This is a genomic window from Nocardioides sp. GY 10127, assembly GCF_004919085.1.
Taxonomy (GTDB): Bacteria; Actinomycetota; Actinomycetes; order Propionibacteriales; family Nocardioidaceae; genus Nocardioides.
In genome coordinates this window covers 173,143-190,218 of record NZ_STGL01000006.1, presented here as the reverse complement: position 1 = coordinate 190,218, position 17,076 = coordinate 173,143, and the positions used below count along the sequence as shown (strand labels likewise).

General features: G+C 73.6%; 14 protein-coding genes. 9 read left to right on the top strand and 5 right to left on the bottom strand.

All coding sequences use genetic code 11. The features are described 5' to 3' along the window. Positions 1-163: 163 nt before the first annotated feature. Together E8D37_RS10945 and E8D37_RS10940 are read left to right on the top strand one after the other, a co-directional pair. On the top strand, positions 164-1,585 hold the full coding sequence (locus E8D37_RS10945) for an FAD-binding oxidoreductase (RefSeq protein ID WP_136569809.1): 1,422 nt from the start codon (positions 164-166) through the stop codon (positions 1,583-1,585). Then, positions 1,582-2,334, top strand: a complete 753-nt coding sequence (locus E8D37_RS10940; RefSeq protein ID WP_136569808.1) for an SDR family oxidoreductase — start codon at positions 1,582-1,584, stop codon at positions 2,332-2,334. The genes E8D37_RS10945 and E8D37_RS10940 overlap by 4 nt, the downstream gene beginning before the upstream one ends. 98 nt (positions 2,335-2,432) lie before the next feature. Here the strand turns inward: E8D37_RS10940 and E8D37_RS10935 are convergent, their stop codons facing one another. The 4 genes from E8D37_RS10935 to E8D37_RS10920 all read right to left on the bottom strand — a co-directional run bounded on the left by E8D37_RS10935 (position 2,433) and on the right by E8D37_RS10920 (position 7,900). Continuing rightward, entirely contained in the window at positions 2,433-3,863 is a 1,431-nt protein-coding gene (locus tag E8D37_RS10935) for a VOC family protein (protein WP_136569807.1), read from the bottom strand. A gap of 1 nt (position 3,864) precedes the next feature. Continuing rightward, positions 3,865-5,016 (bottom strand): Glu/Leu/Phe/Val dehydrogenase, encoded by a 1,152-nt coding sequence (locus tag E8D37_RS10930; RefSeq protein ID WP_206055693.1) that lies wholly within the window; start codon positions 5,014-5,016, stop codon positions 3,865-3,867. Positions 5,017-5,095: 79 nt separating this feature from the next. Beyond that, positions 5,096-6,625, bottom strand: coding sequence for an aldehyde dehydrogenase family protein (locus tag E8D37_RS10925; protein ID WP_136569806.1), 1,530 nt, complete (start codon positions 6,623-6,625; stop codon positions 5,096-5,098). A gap of 99 nt (positions 6,626-6,724) precedes the next feature. Next, on the bottom strand, positions 6,725-7,900 hold the full coding sequence (locus E8D37_RS10920; protein ID WP_240770352.1) for an FAD-binding oxidoreductase: 1,176 nt from the start codon (positions 7,898-7,900) through the stop codon (positions 6,725-6,727). A gap of 152 nt (positions 7,901-8,052) precedes the next feature. On the opposite strand from E8D37_RS10920, the gene E8D37_RS10915 reads away from it, so the two are divergent. The 7 genes from E8D37_RS10915 to E8D37_RS10885 all read left to right on the top strand — a co-directional run bounded on the left by E8D37_RS10915 (position 8,053) and on the right by E8D37_RS10885 (position 16,282). Continuing rightward, positions 8,053-9,012, top strand: coding sequence for a LysR family transcriptional regulator (locus E8D37_RS10915; protein ID WP_136569804.1), 960 nt, complete (start codon positions 8,053-8,055; stop codon positions 9,010-9,012). Positions 9,013-9,185: 173 nt separating this feature from the next. Continuing rightward, on the top strand, positions 9,186-9,572 hold the full coding sequence (locus E8D37_RS10910) for a cupin domain-containing protein (protein ID WP_136569803.1): 387 nt from the start codon (positions 9,186-9,188) through the stop codon (positions 9,570-9,572). A gap of 242 nt (positions 9,573-9,814) precedes the next feature. Further along, on the top strand, positions 9,815-11,356 hold the full coding sequence (locus tag E8D37_RS10905) for a methylmalonyl-CoA carboxytransferase subunit 5S (RefSeq protein WP_136569802.1): 1,542 nt from the start codon (positions 9,815-9,817) through the stop codon (positions 11,354-11,356). A gap of 17 nt (positions 11,357-11,373) precedes the next feature. Then, entirely contained in the window at positions 11,374-12,951 is a 1,578-nt protein-coding gene (locus E8D37_RS10900; RefSeq protein ID WP_136569801.1) for an acyl-CoA carboxylase subunit beta, read from the top strand. Further along, on the top strand, positions 12,948-13,238 hold the full coding sequence (locus E8D37_RS10895; RefSeq protein ID WP_136569800.1) for a hypothetical protein: 291 nt from the start codon (positions 12,948-12,950) through the stop codon (positions 13,236-13,238). The genes E8D37_RS10900 and E8D37_RS10895 overlap by 4 nt, the downstream gene beginning before the upstream one ends. Before the next feature lie 58 nt (positions 13,239-13,296). Next, the gene (locus tag E8D37_RS10890) at positions 13,297-13,665 is read left to right on the top strand and encodes a biotin/lipoyl-containing protein (protein WP_136569799.1); all 369 of its coding nucleotides are present in this window, start codon (positions 13,297-13,299) and stop codon (positions 13,663-13,665) included. A gap of 157 nt (positions 13,666-13,822) precedes the next feature. Further along, positions 13,823-16,282 carry a SpoIIE family protein phosphatase gene (locus E8D37_RS10885; RefSeq protein WP_136569798.1) on the top strand — a complete coding sequence of 820 codons (2,460 nt, stop codon included), beginning with the start codon at positions 13,823-13,825 and terminating at the stop codon, positions 16,280-16,282. Between the two features lie 60 nt (positions 16,283-16,342). Here E8D37_RS10885 and E8D37_RS10880 read toward each other — a convergent pair whose 3' ends face one another. Next, a complete protein-coding gene (locus E8D37_RS10880) occupies positions 16,343-17,071 on the bottom strand; it encodes an HNH endonuclease family protein (RefSeq protein ID WP_136569797.1) in 729 nt (242 codons plus the stop codon). Positions 17,072-17,076 lie beyond the last annotated feature (5 nt).

Sequence of the window (17,076 nt, the reverse complement as noted above, 5' to 3'; positions counted from 1 at the left end):
CGCCGACCGCAGGAGCCGCCCCATCGGGCAGTGTCCGAGTCCAAACACCCGCCCCTCTTCTGGCCGAACTCCAGTTGCTGCTCACAGCGGCGGGCAGAACGCTGGACGCACCGGCGCGCCGGGACCTCCGCGCCGCGCCGACGTCCGAGTTCGAGGAGCAGTGGTGAGCAAGCCAGCACGTTTCAAGGGGCAGTGGCTGACGGCCGAGAGCGGGGGCTTCGCCTGGGCGCAGCGCATCTACAACTCGCGGCTCGTGGCGTCCCCCCGGGTGATCGCCCGCTGCGGCGGCGTCAACGACGTCCGGTCGGCCCTGGCCTACGCCCGGGAGAACGGGCTGGAGGTGGCGGTCCGCAGCGGCGGGCACAGCCAGCTCGGCTTCTCGTCGGTCGACGACGCGATGATCATCGACATGCGCCCGATCAGCTGGGTGCGGCTCGACCCCTCCCGGACCTCCGCCTGGGTCGGCGGCGGCGCGCTGGCGCGCGACATCGCGGCCGAGACGCTGCCCTTCGGCGTCGCCGCGGTCACCGGCACCCTGCCCAGCGTCGGCATCGCCGGCCTGTCGCTCGGCACCGGCCAGGGCCACCTGTCGAACCGCTACGGCTTCTCCTGCGACAACATCCTGGCCGCCGAGATGGTCCTCGCCGACGGCACCGTCACCACCGTCACCGCGGAGTCCGACCCCGACCTGTTCTGGGCCATCCGCGGCGCGGGCGCCAACTTCGGCATCGTCACTGCCCTCCAGGTGCGCCTGCACCCGGTCCCCGAGCAGATCCTGGGCGGCCAGGTCGTCATCCGGCCGACCGACGTCCGCGAGGCCGCCCAGTGGGTCTACGACCACATGGACGGCTCGCCCGACCAGCCGTGCGCGAGCTGGTTCCGCGACGACGAGGGCCCGCTGGTCGCCCTCCAGCCCTGCCACCACGGCCCGTTCGACGAGGCCGAGAAGGCCGTCGACGCCTTCCGGGGGCTCGGCGAGGTCCTCGAGGACGACGTCCGGCTGCTCACCTACCGCGAGCTCGACGACCAGATGGTCGCGAACGAGGAGAACCGCGTCGCCGGCGCCGGCGAGGACTCGGGCGAGGACACCGAGAACGTGTGGTGGATGGCCCACGACCGCCGCGAGCGGTGGGAGTTCCTCACGTTCACCGACGACGAGAAGGCGCTGGACCTGTTCGCCGAGGCTGTGCTCGAGCGCGGCGAGGAGGACTCCGAGCTGGCCTCGCACCGCTCCTTCGAGTGGTGGTGGACCCAGCCGCGGGAGGCCCCCGAGCCCCCCAGCGCGCAGCCGCACGACCCCAGCAAGGCGGGCCTGGGCTTCTGCCCGACCGCGAGCTGGACCGAGGCCGCCGACGACGAGGCCCACATCTCCTGGGTCGACGGCATCGCGGCGCGCTTCCGCGAGGCCGGCGTCATCGGCGAGGCCGCGGACGCCATCAACCACATGGGCACCTCCGACCAGGCCCGGATCGAGGCCGTCTACGGCAGCGAGGCCTACGCCCGCCTCGGCGCGATCAAGCACCGCGTGGACCCGGAGAACGTCTTCCGGCACAACATGAACATCCCCCCGGTGGCGCCGTCGTGAGCGGGCCGCTGGAGGGCCGCGTCGCCCTCGTGACGGGTGGCGCCACCGGCGTCGGGGCGGCCATCGCCGCCCGCCTGGCCGCGGACGGCGCCATCGTCGTGGCGGCCTCGCGGAGCGCCGCCGAGAAGCCCGCGGTCGCGGGCGTCGAGCGGGTCGCCGCCGACGTCACGAGCGAGGACGACGTGCAGCGACTCGTCCCCGATGTCGTGGCGCGCCACGGCCGCCTGGACGTCGTCGTCAACAACGCCGCCGCGGTGCCCTACGCCCCGCTGGAGGAGACGACGCTGGCCGACTGGGAGGCCGCGCTGGGCACCAACCTGCTCGGGCCGTTCCTCCTCGCCCGGGCCGCGATGACCCACCTGCGTGCCGTGGGCGGCGGGTCGATCATCAACATCGCCACCACGGACGCCGGCGCGGCCCACCCGGGCCTCGCGGCCTACGGCGCCTCGAAGGCGGGCCTGCTCTCGCTCACCAAGGCGATCGCCGTCGAGGGCGGGCCGGACAACATCCGCTGCGTCGCGGTCTCCCCGAGCTACGTGACGACCCAGGCGCTGCTGGACTACTTCGACTCGATGCCCGACCCGGTCGCGGGCCGCAGCGAGGCCGAGGCCCTGCACCCGCTCGGGCGCCTCGCCGCGCCCGAGGAGGTCGCGGCGGCCGTCGCCTGGCTCGCGAGCCCGGGGGCGTCCTTCGTCAACGGTCAGGAGATCGTGCTGGACGGCGGCATGTCGGTGCAGGCCCCGCACTGACCCAGCAGCACCAGCAGCACGAACAGCACCAGCAACACGAAGAGGTGGCCTCCCCGCGGGGAGGCCACCTCTTCGTCGTTCCGGGGGCGGGCCAGGCGTCAGCCGAGCGGCGCGAACCGCGCGCCGAACCGGTCGGCGAGCTGCGCGCCGACCTGGTCGAGCGAGCGCTGCGACTCCGCAGCGTAGACGGCCTCGGGCGCGGCGATCTGCGTGCCGACCACGTCGGAGAGCCAGTCGACGTCGCGGTCCTGGCCGTCCACGGACTCGTCCACCGAGCCGGCGCCGGTGAGGTTGGAGGCGAAGATGCCGGCGGCCGAGCGGGGGAGGAAGTCCTCGTAGACGATCGGGGCGGTCTCCACGACGCCGGTGTCGACCAGCGTCCAGAGGTCCCCGCTCTCCACGGCGCGGCGCTGCGCGTCGTCCAGGTGCTCCAGGCCCGTGTCGTGGGCGGTGAAGAAGCCCAGGCCGGAGCGGAAGAGCTCGTGCTCGGTGACGGGCAGGTGCTCGCGCCAGACCTGCGGCGCCACCGCGGCCCGCGCCTCGCCCTCGAGCCCGGCGGAGCGGGTGCCGACCTCGGCCACCATCTGCTCGTAGAGCTCGCGGCCGGTGGTGGTGAGGGCGATCCCGCGCGCCTCGACCTCGCCGAAGCGGACCCGCAGGGTGCCCTGGGTGATGCTCCCGTCGGCCTCGCGGAAGGTCCGCTGCTCGTCGAGGGCGCGGAAGGACGTCTGCCGCAGCAGGACGTCGGGGCCCTCCCAGGCCGGGGGACCCTGGATCGCGTCGATCATCGTGATGCCCCGCGCCTGCATGGAGGTGTAGAGGTCGTCGATGTCGAGCACGCGGGGCGTGAGGTGGTTGATGTGCGTCGACCCGACGCCGCCGATGTCGGCCGCGACGTCCGAGATCCGGGCGAGCTCCTGGTACCAGGCGCGGTCGATGGGCTCGGAGGTGAGCGAGAAGGACTCGGCCGCCAGGTCCAGGAACCGGGCCGCGTCCGCCTCGTCGAGCCCGCCCTCGGCGCTGGCGCGGTCGGCCAGCTCGAGCAGGGCGGGGGAGAACAGGGACCGGGCGCCGATGAAGGCGCGCAGGCGCTCCTCGAGGTCGGCGTCGAAGAAGCGCCGGTCCTCCGGCACGAGCATCGAGGTGAAGACCCGGAAGGGGTTGATGGCGAGCTCGTCGCGGTCCAGCGGCCGGAAGGCGGTGGAGACCACCGGGATGGGACGCGGGTGGGCGTCGCGCAGGTCGTAGAACCCGCACGGGTGCATGCCCAGCGCCGCGAAGACCCGCGCCACCTGGGCCATCTCGGCCGGGGAACCGACACGGATGGCGCCGTGCCGCTCGGCGGTGACCCGCTCGATGCTGCCCAGGCGGGTGGCGTCCTGCCCGGAGCGCTCCACGGCGCGGCGGTTCACCTCCTGGGAGACCTCGACGAGCGTGGTGTAGGCGGGCACCTCGGTGCCGTAGAGGACGGAGAGGCGCGCCGCGAAGCGGGCGCGCAGCTCGGTGGTGGTGACGGTGGTGGCAGTCATCTCAGGAGACCTTCCGCTCGGGTGCGACCTGCCCGCGCAGGCGCATGGCCGCCAGCACCCTGTCCTGGGCGATCTGGAGGGCGGCCTCGTGGGGCGTCCGGCCTGTGCGCCGGCTCGCGGCGACGACGGTGGCGGTGTTGGCGCGCATCTTCGTCGAGATCATGTCGAGGACGACCGCCGGGTCCACCGGGAAGGCGGAGTAGCGGGCGTCCATCGAGTGGGCGGCGGCGATGATGCCGCCGGCGTTGGCGATGAAGTCGGGGACGACGACGATCCCGCGCTCGTGCAGGATGCGCAGCGCCTCGGGGGTGGTCGGCATGTTCGCGCCCTCGACGACGATCCGGGCGGTGGTCGTGGACGCCAGCTCGGCGCCGATCACGTCCTGCCTGGCCGCCGGCACGAGGACGTCCGCGGGCGCCCGGAGCGCCAGGTCGACGTGACCGGCCCCGCCGTACTCGAGCACGCAGTCGTCGCCCAGCTCCGCCCGCAGCGCCGTCAGGCGAGCGACGTCGATGCCGCCCTCGTCGACGACGGCGCCGCGGGAGGTGGACACGGCCACCACGGTGGCGCCCAGCTCCACCATGCGCTGGGCGGTGGCCTGCCCGACGGCTCCGAAACCCTGGACGGCGACGGTGGCGCCCTTGGTCTCGAGCCCCAGCTCGGCGGCCGCGGCGTCGGCCGCCTCGGCGACGCCGTGCCCGGTCACGCCGAGCTGGTCGTACGGGAGCCCGCCGAGCTCGCGGGGCAGGCCGGTGGCCGCCCCACGGTCGCCGAGCTCGTCCAGGAAGATCGCGGCGTCCGCCTCCGAGAGCCCCATGTCGAGGCCGAAGGCGTACTCGCTGGGCACCTCGTTGCGCAGGGCCCGCGCGAACGCCCGGAGGATGCCCTCCTTGTCGGGCGAGGACGGGTCGCCGAGGATGCCGGCCTTGGCGCCACCGTGGAAGAGGTCCACGGCGGCCCACTTCCAGGTCATGGTCCGGGCCAGCCGGGCCACCTCGCCGAGGGTGAGGTCGGGCGCCATCCGCGTCCCGCCCTTGCCCATCCCGCGGGCGGTGTTGTCGATGACGAGGACGCCGCGCATCCCCGTGCGTCGGTCGGAGACGCAGACGATCTTCTCGGGACCCCACTGGTCCATCAGGTCGAACAGCTCCACGGTCTTGCTCTTCCTCTCGGCCCGGGCCGAGCGCCGGCGGGCGGACGGGGCACCCGGCCCCGTCCACCCGTGCCGGTGCTCAGACGGTGAAGTCGACGCCCTGGGCGAGGGGGAGCTCACCGGAGTAGTTGACGGTGTTGGTGGCGCGGCGCATGTAGGCGCGCCACGCGTCGGAGCCGGACTCGCGGCCGCCGCCGGTCTCCTTCTCGCCACCGAAGGCGCCGCCGATCTCGGCGCCCGAGGTGCCGATGTTGACGTTGACGATGCCGCAGTCGGAGCCCTCGGCGGAGACGAAGAGCTCGGCCTCGGCCTGGTCCTGGGTGAAGACGCTGGAGGAGAGGCCCTGCGGGACGGCGTTGTTGAGCTCGATGGCGTCGCGGAAGTCCTCGTAGCCGAAGACGTAGAGCAGCGGCGCGAAGGTCTCCTGCTCGACGATCGGGGTCTGGCCGGGCATCCGGACGATGGCCGGACGGGCGTAGTAGGCGCCCGGGGCGGCGTCGACGAGCTCGCGCCCGCCGCCGCCGACGACCTTGCCGCCCTCCTCGCAGGCCTGCGCGACGGCGGCCTCCATGGCCGCGAACGCCTTGCCGTGGATGAGCGGCCCGACGAGGGTGCCCTCCTCCATCGGGTTGCCCACGGGGAGGCGGCCGAACGCCTCGGCGAGGCGCTCGGTGAGCTCGTCGATGACGGAGGTGTGGGCGATGACGCGGCGCATCGTGGTGCAGCGCTGGCCGGCGGTGCCGGCGGCAGCGAAGACGATGCCGCGGACGGCGAGGTCCAGGTCGGCGGTCTCGGAGACGATCGCGGCGTTGTTGCCGCCGAGCTCGAGCAGCGAGCGGCCGAAGCGGTCGGCCACGAGCGGGCCGACGGCCTTGCCCATGCGGGTCGAGCCGGTGGCCGACAGCAGGGCGACGAGCTTGTTCTCGACGAGCGCCTGGCCGACCTCGGGCCCGCCCAGCAGCACCTGCGAGAGACCGGCGGGGGCGCCCTGCTCGGCGATGGCCTGCTGCAGGATGCTCTGGCAGGCCAGCGAGATGAGCGGGGTGAGCTCGGAGGGCTTCCACACCACCGGGTCGCCGCAGACCAGGGCGATGGCGGTGTTCCAGGACCACACGGCGGCGGGGAAGTTGAAGGCGGAGATGACGCCGACGACGCCGAGCGGGTGGTAGGTCTCCATGAGGCGGTGACCGGGACGCTCGGACGGCATGGTGCGGCCGTTGAGCTGGCGGGAGAGACCGACCGCGAAGTCGCAGATGTCGATCATCTCCTGGATCTCACCGCGCGCCTCGGAGGTGATCTTGCCGACCTCGAGGCTGATGAGGGTGGCCAGGTCGTCCTTGTGCTCGGTGAGCAGCTCGCCGAAGCGCTTGACCAGCGCGCCGCGGGCCGGGGCGGGCACCGCGCGCCAGGTCAGGAAGGCCTCGCGGGCCTCGGCGACGGCGGTCTCGACGGCGTCCGCGTCGACCCAGGCCAGGGAGCTGAGGACCTCGCCGTTGACGGGGGAGACGATCTCGTGGGTGCCCTGGTGGGCGGCGAGGTCGACGCCGAGGCGGGCGGCGGTCTCCTCGGCGAGCGTGCGCAGGTCGGAGGCGGACGGGAGGGTGGCCATGGTGGGGCTCCTTGAAGGTGGCGGTGCTGGTGCTGGTGGTGGTGCTGGTGCTGCGAGGCGGCAGCGAGGAGTGGGTCGAGGGGTGGCGCGGGGCGCGCGTCAGACGATGTTGAGCTCGGGGCGGATGCCGCCGACGCCGGCGGCCGCGGGGGCGAAGCGGTCGGTCGTCATGCCGCTCACGTCGACGACCGGCGGACGGCCGAGGTAGAGGTCGCGCATGACCTCGCCGACGGCGGGGCCCTGGAGGAACCCGTGGCCGGAGAAGCCGGCGGCGTAGAGGAACCGGGAGACCCCGGCGGCCTCGCCGATGACGGCGTTGTGGTCGGGGGTGACCTCGTAGAGGCCGGCCCAGCCGCTGGCGATGCCGAACTCGCCGATCTCGGGGGCACGCCGCTCGATGGCGTCGGCGAGCCCGGGCAGCCAGTCGTCGGAGCGCTGGAGCTTGAAGCCGGGCGTCTCGTCGGGGTCCGACATGCCGAGCAGGAGGGCGTTGCCCTCGTTGTGGAAGTAGAAGGTGGTGCTGAAGTCGATCGTGAACGGCGTGCGCGGGTCGAGGTTCGGGATCTGCTCGGTGACCACGATCTGGCGACGCACGGGCTCGATCGGCAGGTCGACGCCGACCATCTCGCCGAGGGCCTTGGACCACGCGCCGGCGGTGCACACGACGGTGTCGGTGGCGATGGTGCCGGCCGGCGTGCGCACGCCGGTGATCGTGGACCCGTCGCTCTCGATGCCCTCGACGGGGGTGTTGCGCAGGAGGGTCGCGCCGGCCCGGCGGGCGGCGCCGGCGTAGCCGAGGACGACGGACTCCGGCGTGCAGTGGCCGTCGTTGGGCGACCAGGCGGCACCCAGCAGGCCCTCGGGGTTGATGTAGGGGCTCAGGCGCATCGCCTCGGCCACGTCGATCATCCGGCTCGGGACGCCCATCGAGTTCTGCAGGGCCACGTTGGCCTCGAACGCGGCGACGTGCGCCGGGTCGTCCAGGAGGAAGAGGTAGCCGACCTGGTGCAGGTCGATCTCCTGGCCGAAGTCCTCGCGGAAGCGCTCGAAGGTGCGCAGGCTGCGCTGGCCGAGCTCGATGTTGACGGCGTCGGAGAAGTTGGCGCGGACGCCGCCGGCGGCCTTCGAGGTGGAGCCGGAGCCGAACTCGTCCTTCTCGAGGAGGACGACGTCGCGGACGCCCGCCCGGGCCAGGTGGTAGGCGGTGCTGAGACCCATGATCCCGCCGCCGATGATGACGACGGAGGCTCGGGTGGGGAGGGCGGCTGTCGGCACGGGGCGAACCCTTTCGTCGGGGTGGGTCGGTCGTCGGGGAGCGGCCGCTCCCTCAGGGTCGGAGCGGTCGACGAGCAGCCTGGACCCGGGCCAGCCTTTGGAACAAGCGAATGATTCTGCGCTCAAAGGTTCAGCATCGCTAAAGTGTTTCCGTGGCGACGACCAGCGGACGGCTCAACTTCTCCCAGCTCGCGACCCTGGCCGAGTTCGGCCGGCTCGGGACGCTGGCCGCCGTGGCCGAGGCCCTCGGCTACACCCCGGGCGCCGTCTCCCAGCAGATGAGCGCCCTGGAGCGGTCCGTCGGGCGGCCGCTGGTCGAGCGATCGGGTCGCCAGCTCGTCCTCACCGACGCCGGCCACGTCCTCGTCGCGCACGCCGAGAGCCTCATCGAGGCGGAGCGCGCGGCCCGCCTCGCGGTCGCGGCCCTCGGCTCGGACGTCGCGGGCCCGCTGCGCGTCGGGACGTGGGGCAGCATGGCCGCGACCCTCCTCGCCCCGGTCGTGGCCGAGCTGGGCCGGCGCCACCCGGAGGTGACGGTGCGCTCCAAGGAGGTCGACCTGGACGAGGCGGCCTCCGAGGTGCGTCGCGGCACCGTGGACGTGGCCTTCGGGCTGGACTACCCCAGCTACCCGCTGCCCCCCGAGCGCGGCATCGACTTCCTCGAGCTGCTGGAGGAGCCGTTCGCCGTGGTGCTCGCCCGGCGCCCCGAGGGGCTGCCCGCGGGGCGCGAGGTGCGCGCGGCCGACCTCGCCGACCTCGGCTGGATCCTCCCGCCGGCCACCAGCCACTTCGGGGCCGCCCTGCGGGTCGGGTTCCGCCGGCGGGGCCTGGAGCCGCGCGTCGTCCACGAGGTCACCGACACGGCGGCCTCGCTGCTGCTCGCGGCCGGCGGGCTCGGCGCCACGGTGATGACCCCGCTCATGCGCCGCCTCACCCCGGCCACGGAGCTGGAGGTGCTCCACGTGGCCGACCCGCTGACCCGCCGGATCGTCCTGCTGGCGCCCTCGGACCGGACCCAGCGGACCGTGACGTCCTTCGTGGAGGTGGTCTCCTCGGTGGTGCGCTCGCTCACCACCCCCGGGGCCGACGCGGGCCCCGGCCCGACGCCGTGACGAGCCCGAGGCGCTCGATCCGGCCCGGGGGTCGGGCCCTTGGACGAACTCAAAAGCGGGCGGGCCAACTCCTCGTTGTCGCCCATGACCGCCGCCGCGCCTCTCGACTGTGATGGCTGCACGACGCCGGCCCGGCCGCGCGCCGACCGTCATCCACAAGGAGAGAGAAGACCATGGCTATCCCCACCTTCAACGTCAACGACGTCCGCTTCACGCAGTGGGCCGCCGACGGCACCCCGCTGGGTGACGACTTCGAGGTCGAGGGCGTGAGCGAGGGCAAGCGCGTCGGCATGTGGCAGCTCGGCGTCACCACGTTCACCTACACGTTCCAGGTCGACAACATCTTCCACGTCCTCGAGGGCGAGATCGAGCTCGAGATCGAGGGCCTGGGCAAGGACACCTTCGGCCCCGGCGACGTCTTCTACGGCCCCGAGGGTGCCTGGTGCCGCTGGACCAACAAGAAGCCGATGCGCGCCTTCTTCGTCATCGTCGGCGACGAGGCCAAGCTCAAGAAGATCACCGCCGGCGACGTCCCGAACGTCCTCACCGTCGAGGCCTGAGCCTGCTGCTCCCCGCCGTCCGCCCCGGACGCCGTGGGTCCCGTGCCGCCCCGCGGCCGGCCCACCCGGCGTCCGGGGCGTTCGCGCGGGTGCCCCCTGTCGCGCGGGTCACACGAAGTCGCAGGTCAGGGACGCTGTTCGAGGTCAACCCCGGTCACGGAGGTCAGGACCTTCCGGGACGATGGTCCTCGGTACCGCCCGCAAGGGTTGTGGACCGCTCCCGCCGGTAGAACGATCCAAGCATGGCCGAGGACGCCGTCACCACACCGCCGCTGGACCCGCCCACCACGCCCCGGAGGGAGGTGGGGGTGACCGAGCTGGTGCTGCGAGACGCGCACCAGAGCCTCATGGCCACGCGCATGGCCCTGGAGGACATGGTCGAGGCCTGCGCCGACATCGACGCGGCCGGCTACTGGTCCGTGGAGTGCTGGGGCGGCGCCACGTTCGACGCCTGCATCAGGTTCCTCAACGAGGACCCGTGGGCCCGCCTGCGCACCTTCCGCGAGCTCATGCCGAACAGCCGCCTGCAGATGCTGCTGCGGGGCCAGAACCTCCTGGGCTACCGGCACTACCAGGACGAGGTCGTCAACCGCTTCGTGGAGAAGTCGGCCGAGAACGGCATGGACGTCTACCGCGTCTTCGACGCCCTCAACGACGTGCGCAACGTGCGCCAGGCGATCGAGGCGGTCCGCCGCGTGGGCAAGCACGCCCAGGGCACGATCTGCTACACCGAGAGCCCGCTGCACACGGTCGAGGGCTACGTCGAGCAGGCCCACCAGCTCATGGAGCTCGGCTGCGACTCGCTGTGCATCAAGGACATGGCGGCCCTCCTGCGGCCGCAGCCCGCCTACGACATCGTCAAGGCGATCAAGGACGGTGTGGGCCAGGACGTCCGCATCCACGTCCACTGCCACGCGACCACCGGCGTGACGCTGGTGAGCCTGATGAAGGCCATCGAGGCGGGCGCGGACGTCGTGGACACCGCCATCTCGTCGCTCTCGATGGGCCCGGGGCACAACCCGACGGAGTCCCTCGTCGAGATGCTCGCGGGGACGCCCTACACGACGAACCTGGACGACGAGCGGCTCGGCCGGATCAAGGACCACTTCGCCGCCGTCCGGCCGCGCTACACCGAGTTCATGTCGGCCATCACCGGCGTGGAGACGGACATCTTCTCCAGCCAGATCCCCGGCGGGATGATCTCGAACATGGAGAGCCAGCTGCGCCAGCAGGGCGCGGGCGACCGGCTCAAGGAGGTCCTCGAGGAGGTTCCGCGGGTCCGCCAGGCCGCGGGCTACCCGCCGCTGGTGACCCCGTCGAGCCAGATCGTCGGGACGCAGGCCGTCTTCAACGTCCTCATGGGCCCCTACAAGGTGCTCACGGCCGAGTTCGCCGACCTCATGCTCGGCTACTACGGCGCCACGCTCGGCGAGCGGAACCCGAAGATCGTCGAGCTCGCGAAGGCGCAGACGAAGAAGGAGCCGATCACGGTCCGGCCGGCCGACCTGCTCGAGCCCGAGTGGGACGAGCTGGTCGAGAAGGCGGCCGGGCTGGCCGGCTCGGACGGCAGCGACGAGGACGTCCTCACCACCGCGATGTTCCCCGGTGTGGCGCCCACGTTCTTCGCCGAGCGCGACGCCGGCCCGCGCAACGTCGGCCGCGACCCGGCCGAGCTCGCCGCCGAGAAGCTGGCGCAGCAGGCCGGCGGCGAGGCCCAGGCCCCGGTCAACTACTCCGTGACCCTCGACGGCAAGGCCCACCAGGTCGCCGTCCAGCGGGTCTGACGAAAGGGAAGGCAGGCATGACCACCACGTCCCAGCCCCTCCCCGCTGAGGCCACCATGGCCGAGCGCACCGACGACCTGCGCGCCCAGCGCGCGGCCGTCGAGCTCGGCGGGGGCGAGCAGCGGCTGGAGAAGCAGCACCAGCAGGGCAAGCTCACCGCGCGCGAGCGCGTCGACGCGCTGCTGGACCCGGGCACCTTCCAGGAGACCGGGATGTTCGCCCGGCACCGCTCGACCTACTTCGGCCTCGACAAGGTCGAGATGGCCGCGGACGGCGTCGTCACCGGCGCCGGCGCGGTGCTCGGCCGGCCCGTCCACGTCGCCAGCCAGGACTTCACGGTCGCCGGCGGCAGCGCGGGCGAGGTGCACTCCGACAAGGTCGTGGCGATGATGAAGGCGAGCCTGTCGACCGGCACGCCCTTCGTCTTCATCAACGACTCCGGCGGCGCCCGCGTCCAGGAGGGCATCGGCTCGCTGGCCGGCTACGGCCGCGTCTTCTACAGCAACGTCCTGCTCTCCGGCGTCGTGCCGCAGATCGCGATCATCTCCGGCCCCTGCGCCGGCGGCGCGGCCTACTCCCCGGCGCTCACGGACTTCATCATCCAGACGCGCAAGGCCCACATGTTCATCACGGGCCCCAACGTCATCGCGCAGGTGACGGGCGAGAAGGTCACCTCGGACGACCTGGGTGGCGCGGACGCGCACATGGCCCTCTCGGGGGTCACCCACTTCGTCGCGGACGACGACGAGCAGGCGATCCTCATCGCCAAGAAGCTGCTCAGCTTCCTGCCGCAGAACAACACCGAGGACCCGCCGGTCGTCGACCCCGACGACGTCATCGAGCCGGACCCGGGGATGCTCGACATCGTCCCGGTCTCCGCGAAGAAGGGCTACGACGTCCGCGAGGTCATCGCCCACCTCGTCGACCGCGGCGACTTCCTCGAGGTCCAGGCCGGCTACGCCGGCAACATCGTCGTCGGGTTCGGGCGCATCACCGGCCGCACGGTGGGCGTCGTGGCCAACCAGCCGACCGTCATGTCCGGCGTCCTCGACATCAACGCCTCCGACAAGGGCTCGGCGTTCGTCCGCTTCTGCAACGCCTTCAACATCCCGCTGGTCACCCTCGTCGACGTCCCCGGGTTCCTGCCCGGCGTCGCCCAGGAGCACAACGGGATCATCCGGCACGGCGCGAAGCTGCTCTACGCCTACTCCGCCGCCACCGTCCCGAAGATCACCGTCGTGCTGCGCAAGGCCTACGGCGGCGCGTACGTCGCCATGTGCTCGAAGGACCTGGGCGCGGACAAGGTGTTCGCCTGGCCGAGCGCGGAGATCGCGGTGATGGGCGCCGAGGGCGCCGCCGAGATCGTCTTCCGCCGCGAGATCGCGGCGGCCGACGACCCCGCGGCCAAGCGCGCCGAGCTCATCGAGGAGTACCGCTCGACGTTCTCCACGCCGTACGTGGCCGCCTCCCGCGGCCTCGTGGACGACATCATCGACCCCGCCGAGACACGGGCCCAGGTCTCGCGGGCCCTGGAGGTGCTGGCCGCCAAGCGCGACGTCCGGCCCGCCAAGAAGCACGGACTGGGGCCGACGTGAGCACCCCGACGCCGGCCGTCACCGAGCAGCTCGCCTCGCTGCTCGCGCAGGTCCACGCCCTCGGCGCACGCGTCGAGCGGCTCGAGGCCGAGCTCGCGGAGACGCGGACCCTCATCCCGCCGCCCGAGGTGCCGCCGGAGGTCGTGCTCGCGATCTCGGCGGCGGTGGCCGAGTTCCTCGGCCACCGGGCCAAGGTCAAGCAGGTGCACTACCGGACCGGTGCCGCGTGGGCCCAGCAGGGCCGCGCCATGGTGCACGGCCACCGGATCATGCACGGGGTGCGTTGAGCGTGCCCGCCACCCAGCGCCCGGCCCTGCCGGAGCAGCAGCCAGGAAGGAGCCGGTCATGCGGCTGAAGGTCACCGTCGACGGGGTCGCCTACGACGTCGAGGTGGAGGTGGAGGACGAGCCCCAGCCGACCATGGGCGCGGTGTTCATGGCGGGCGGCTCGTTCAACGCCCCCGCCGCCGCGACGCCGCCGCCGGCGCCGGTCGGCGGCTCCGGCGAGGGCGTGAAGGCCCCGCTGTCCGGCGCGGTCGCCCGCGTCCTCGTCGAGGTCGGGCAGGAGATCGAGCCCGGCGACGTCCTCGTCGTCCTCGAGGCGATGAAGATGGAGACCGAGATCACCGCGCCCGCCGCGGGCACGGTCGCCGGGGTCCTCGTGAAGCAGGGCGACGCGGTGAGCGGCGGACAGGTGCTCGTCGAGATGGCCTGACCGCCCGGACCGCCCTCACTGGCAGGGCCCACGGGGCCGACAGGTACGGACCTCCCCCCTGTGGGGGAGGGCCCGGGGAGGACACTGGGGTGCCGGTGCACATCCGCGCCGGCACCGCCGCCCGCAGTTCCCGGGGCCAGGGCTCCAGGAGGCCTGCGTGGAGGAAGCCGGGCACACCGTCTCCGACCGTTCGAGACGGGACGCGCAGCTGACGTCGTTCGCGCAGCTCGCCACCTCCTTCCTCGGCGTGGACGGCGCCCGCGTGCAGGTGCACGACGGGCGCGTCGAGGCCGCCGGGGTCGCGGGACCGGACGGGGCCCCGCCGGTGTGGCGCGAGGAGCTCGCGTCGGTCACCTGCTCCGCCGCCCAGGCCCTGGGCACCGTGCGGGTCGACGACGCGGCCGGCGTGGTCGTCCGCGCCTACCTGGGCGTGCCGCTGCGCGCGGCCGACGGCTCCGCCCTCGGCACCCTCTGCGTCTTCTCGGCCACCCCGCGCCGCTGGACGGACGAGGACCTGGCGCGCGTCGAGCAGCTCACCGGCCCCTTCGCCGCCGAGCTCGAGCTCGGCCTGCTGCGCACCGACTTCGAGGCCCAGCGCGTGCGCTTCCAGCTCGCCGTCGACGCCGCCCAGATCGGCGCGTTCGACTGGGACCTGGTGACCGGCGACCTGCACTGGGACGACCGCCTGCTGGAGCTCTTCGGCCTCACCCGCGCCGAGTTCGGCGCCACCATCAACGCCTTCAACGACGCGCTCCACCCCGACGACCTGCCGCGGGTCACCGCCGCGCTCGACCACGCGATCGCCACCTGCGGGGAGTACGTCGCGGAGTACCGCGTGCTCCTGCGCAACGGCGCGGTGCGCTGGCTCGCCGCCCGCGGGCGGGCCCTGGGCGACGAGCAGGGGCGGACGGTCCGCCTGCTGGGCGCCGCCTACGACGTCACCGCCGCCGCCGAGGGCGAGGCCCGCGTCGCCCGCGTGCTGGAGGCCATGCCGACCGCCTACTTCCACCTCGACCGGGACTGGCGGTTCAGCCACGTCAACCCCGAGGCCGAGAAGCTGCTCGCACGCCCGCGCACCGAGCTCCTGGGTGGGGTGGTCTGGGACCTCTTCCCGGAGTCCGTCGACTCCGACTTCGAGCGCAGCTACCGACGCGCCGTCGGGACCGGGGAGCCGGTCGCGTTCGACGCCTACTACCCCTTCCCCCTCGACGCCTGGTACGAGGTGCGGGCCTGGCCCGACCCCGACGGCCTGAGCGTCTTCTTCCACGACGTCACCGCCCGCCACGAGGCCCAGCAGGTCCTGGACGCCGCGGCCCGTCGCGCCGCGTTCCTCGCGGACGTCACCACGACCCTCTCCGAGACGCTCGACCGGCAGGAGGCGGTCGGCTCGCTCGCCAGCCTGGTCGCCCACGAGCTGGGGGACTGGTGCCTGGTCTCGGTGGTCGAGCGCCCCGCGCACGCCGAGGCGCGCCACCCCGAGCGACCGGGCGAGTGGCGCAGCCGCGTCCGCGACGTCGGCTGGTGGCACGCGGACGCGGCCCGCCGCCCCGACCTCGACACCTACGCCGCCTCGCGGATCGAGTCGCTCTCCGACGCCTCCTTCCTCGCGCGGGCGCTGCGCGAGGAGCGGCCCGTGGTCGTCCAGGACGACGCGGGCGGCCGGATCTCCGCGCTGCTCGAGCCCGGCCCGGCCCGTGAGGCGTTCCTGCGCCTGCGTCCCGGTTCCGTCGCCGTCATCCCGCTGCCGGGCCGCGAGCGGGTCGTCGGCCTGCTCACCGTCTTCCGCGCCCCGGAGCGCGGCGGCTTCGAGGACGAGGACCTCCGCCTGCTCGACGACCTCGCGGAACGCGCCGGCCTGGCGCTGGACAACGTGCGGCTCTACGCCGAGCAGCGCGAGCTGGCCGAGGGCCTCCAGCGCAGCCTGCTCACCGACCCGCCGCAGCCGGCCGGCACCCGGATGGCCGTGCGCTACCTGCCCGCGGCGGCCGCGGCCCAGGTGGGCGGCGACTGGTACGACGCGTTCGTGCTCGAGGGCACCGACCCGCACCTGGTCATCGGCGACGTCGTCGGCCACGACACCGACGCGGCGGCCGCGATGGGCCAGCTGCGCGGCCTGCTGCGCGGCGTCGCGGTCCAGGGCGAGGCCTCGCCCGCCGGGCTGCTCCGCGCGGTCGACCGGGCCATCGAGGTCCTGGACCTGGGGACGATGGCGTCCGCGGTCGTGGCCCGGGTGGAGCGGCGCCCCGACGGCGGGCGCGACCTCGTCTGGAGCAACGCCGGCCACCCGCCGCCGGTGGCCGTCACGGGCGGCGGCGCCCGCCTGCTGGAGGAGGCCGAGCGCGGCACCTGGCTCGGTCTCGACGCCGAGGTGGCCCGCACCGAGGCGCGGACGACCCTGCCCCCGGGCTCCACGGTCCTGCTCTACACCGACGGCCTGGTGGAGCGCCGCGGCGAGGCCATCGACGTCGGCCTCGAGCGGCTGCGTGCCTGCGTGGAGCGGCTCACCGCCGCCGGCCCCGACCTCGACACGTTGCTCGACCGGCTGCTGGCCGAGCTGGTCCCCGAGCGCGGGGAGGACGACGTCGCCGTCGTCGCGGTGCGCCTCGACGGGCCCTGATCCGACGGGCCCTGAGCCGACGGGCCCTGAGCCGACGGGCCCTGATCCGACGGGCCCGCCTCAGCAGGCGTCGAGCATCGAGGTGAGCGCGGCGCGCTCGGAGGCGTCGACGGTGAGGTCGTACTCGGACTTCACCGCGACCCAGCGCCGCGCGTAGGTGCACTGGTAGGCGGCGCGCGGCCGCCAGGCCGCCGGGTCGTCGTCGCTCTTGGCCGCGTTCGTGGGGCCGTCCGAGGCGAGCAGCACGCCGAGGTCGTTGGCGTAGCGCTCCCGGCGCGCGTCGGACCACGAGGACGCTCCGGACACCCACGCCTCGGCCAGCGGGACGACGTGGTCGATCTGGATCGCCTGCGCCTGCGCGGGGTCCTTGAGGTCGGTGAAGGCCAGCCGCTTCCCGGTGTACGGGTCGACCCACCGCCCGGCCAGCACGTCGTGGTCGCAGGCGCCCTGCTGCGCGGTCGTCGTGGAGCCGGGCACGGCGTCGCGCAGCAGCACGTCGTCGCGCTGGTTGCACCCGTTGCCGTCGGTGTCCTTCCACGCCTCGCCGAAGGCGTCGCGGTCGTAGCCCAGCTCGTAGGAGGCGACGCGCGGGCCCGTCGTCAGGTCGGCGAGCAGCCGCGTCGCGCGGGCCGCCGAGACCACGCCGGCACCCGCGCTCACGCCCCCGCCCGAGCCCGAGCCCGAGCCCGAGCCAGAACCCCGCTCGTCCCGCCCGATCCCGTCCATCACGAACGGCACGGCCACGAGGAGGACCAGCACGGGGAGCAGGGTGCCCAGGCGCAGACGCATGGGCG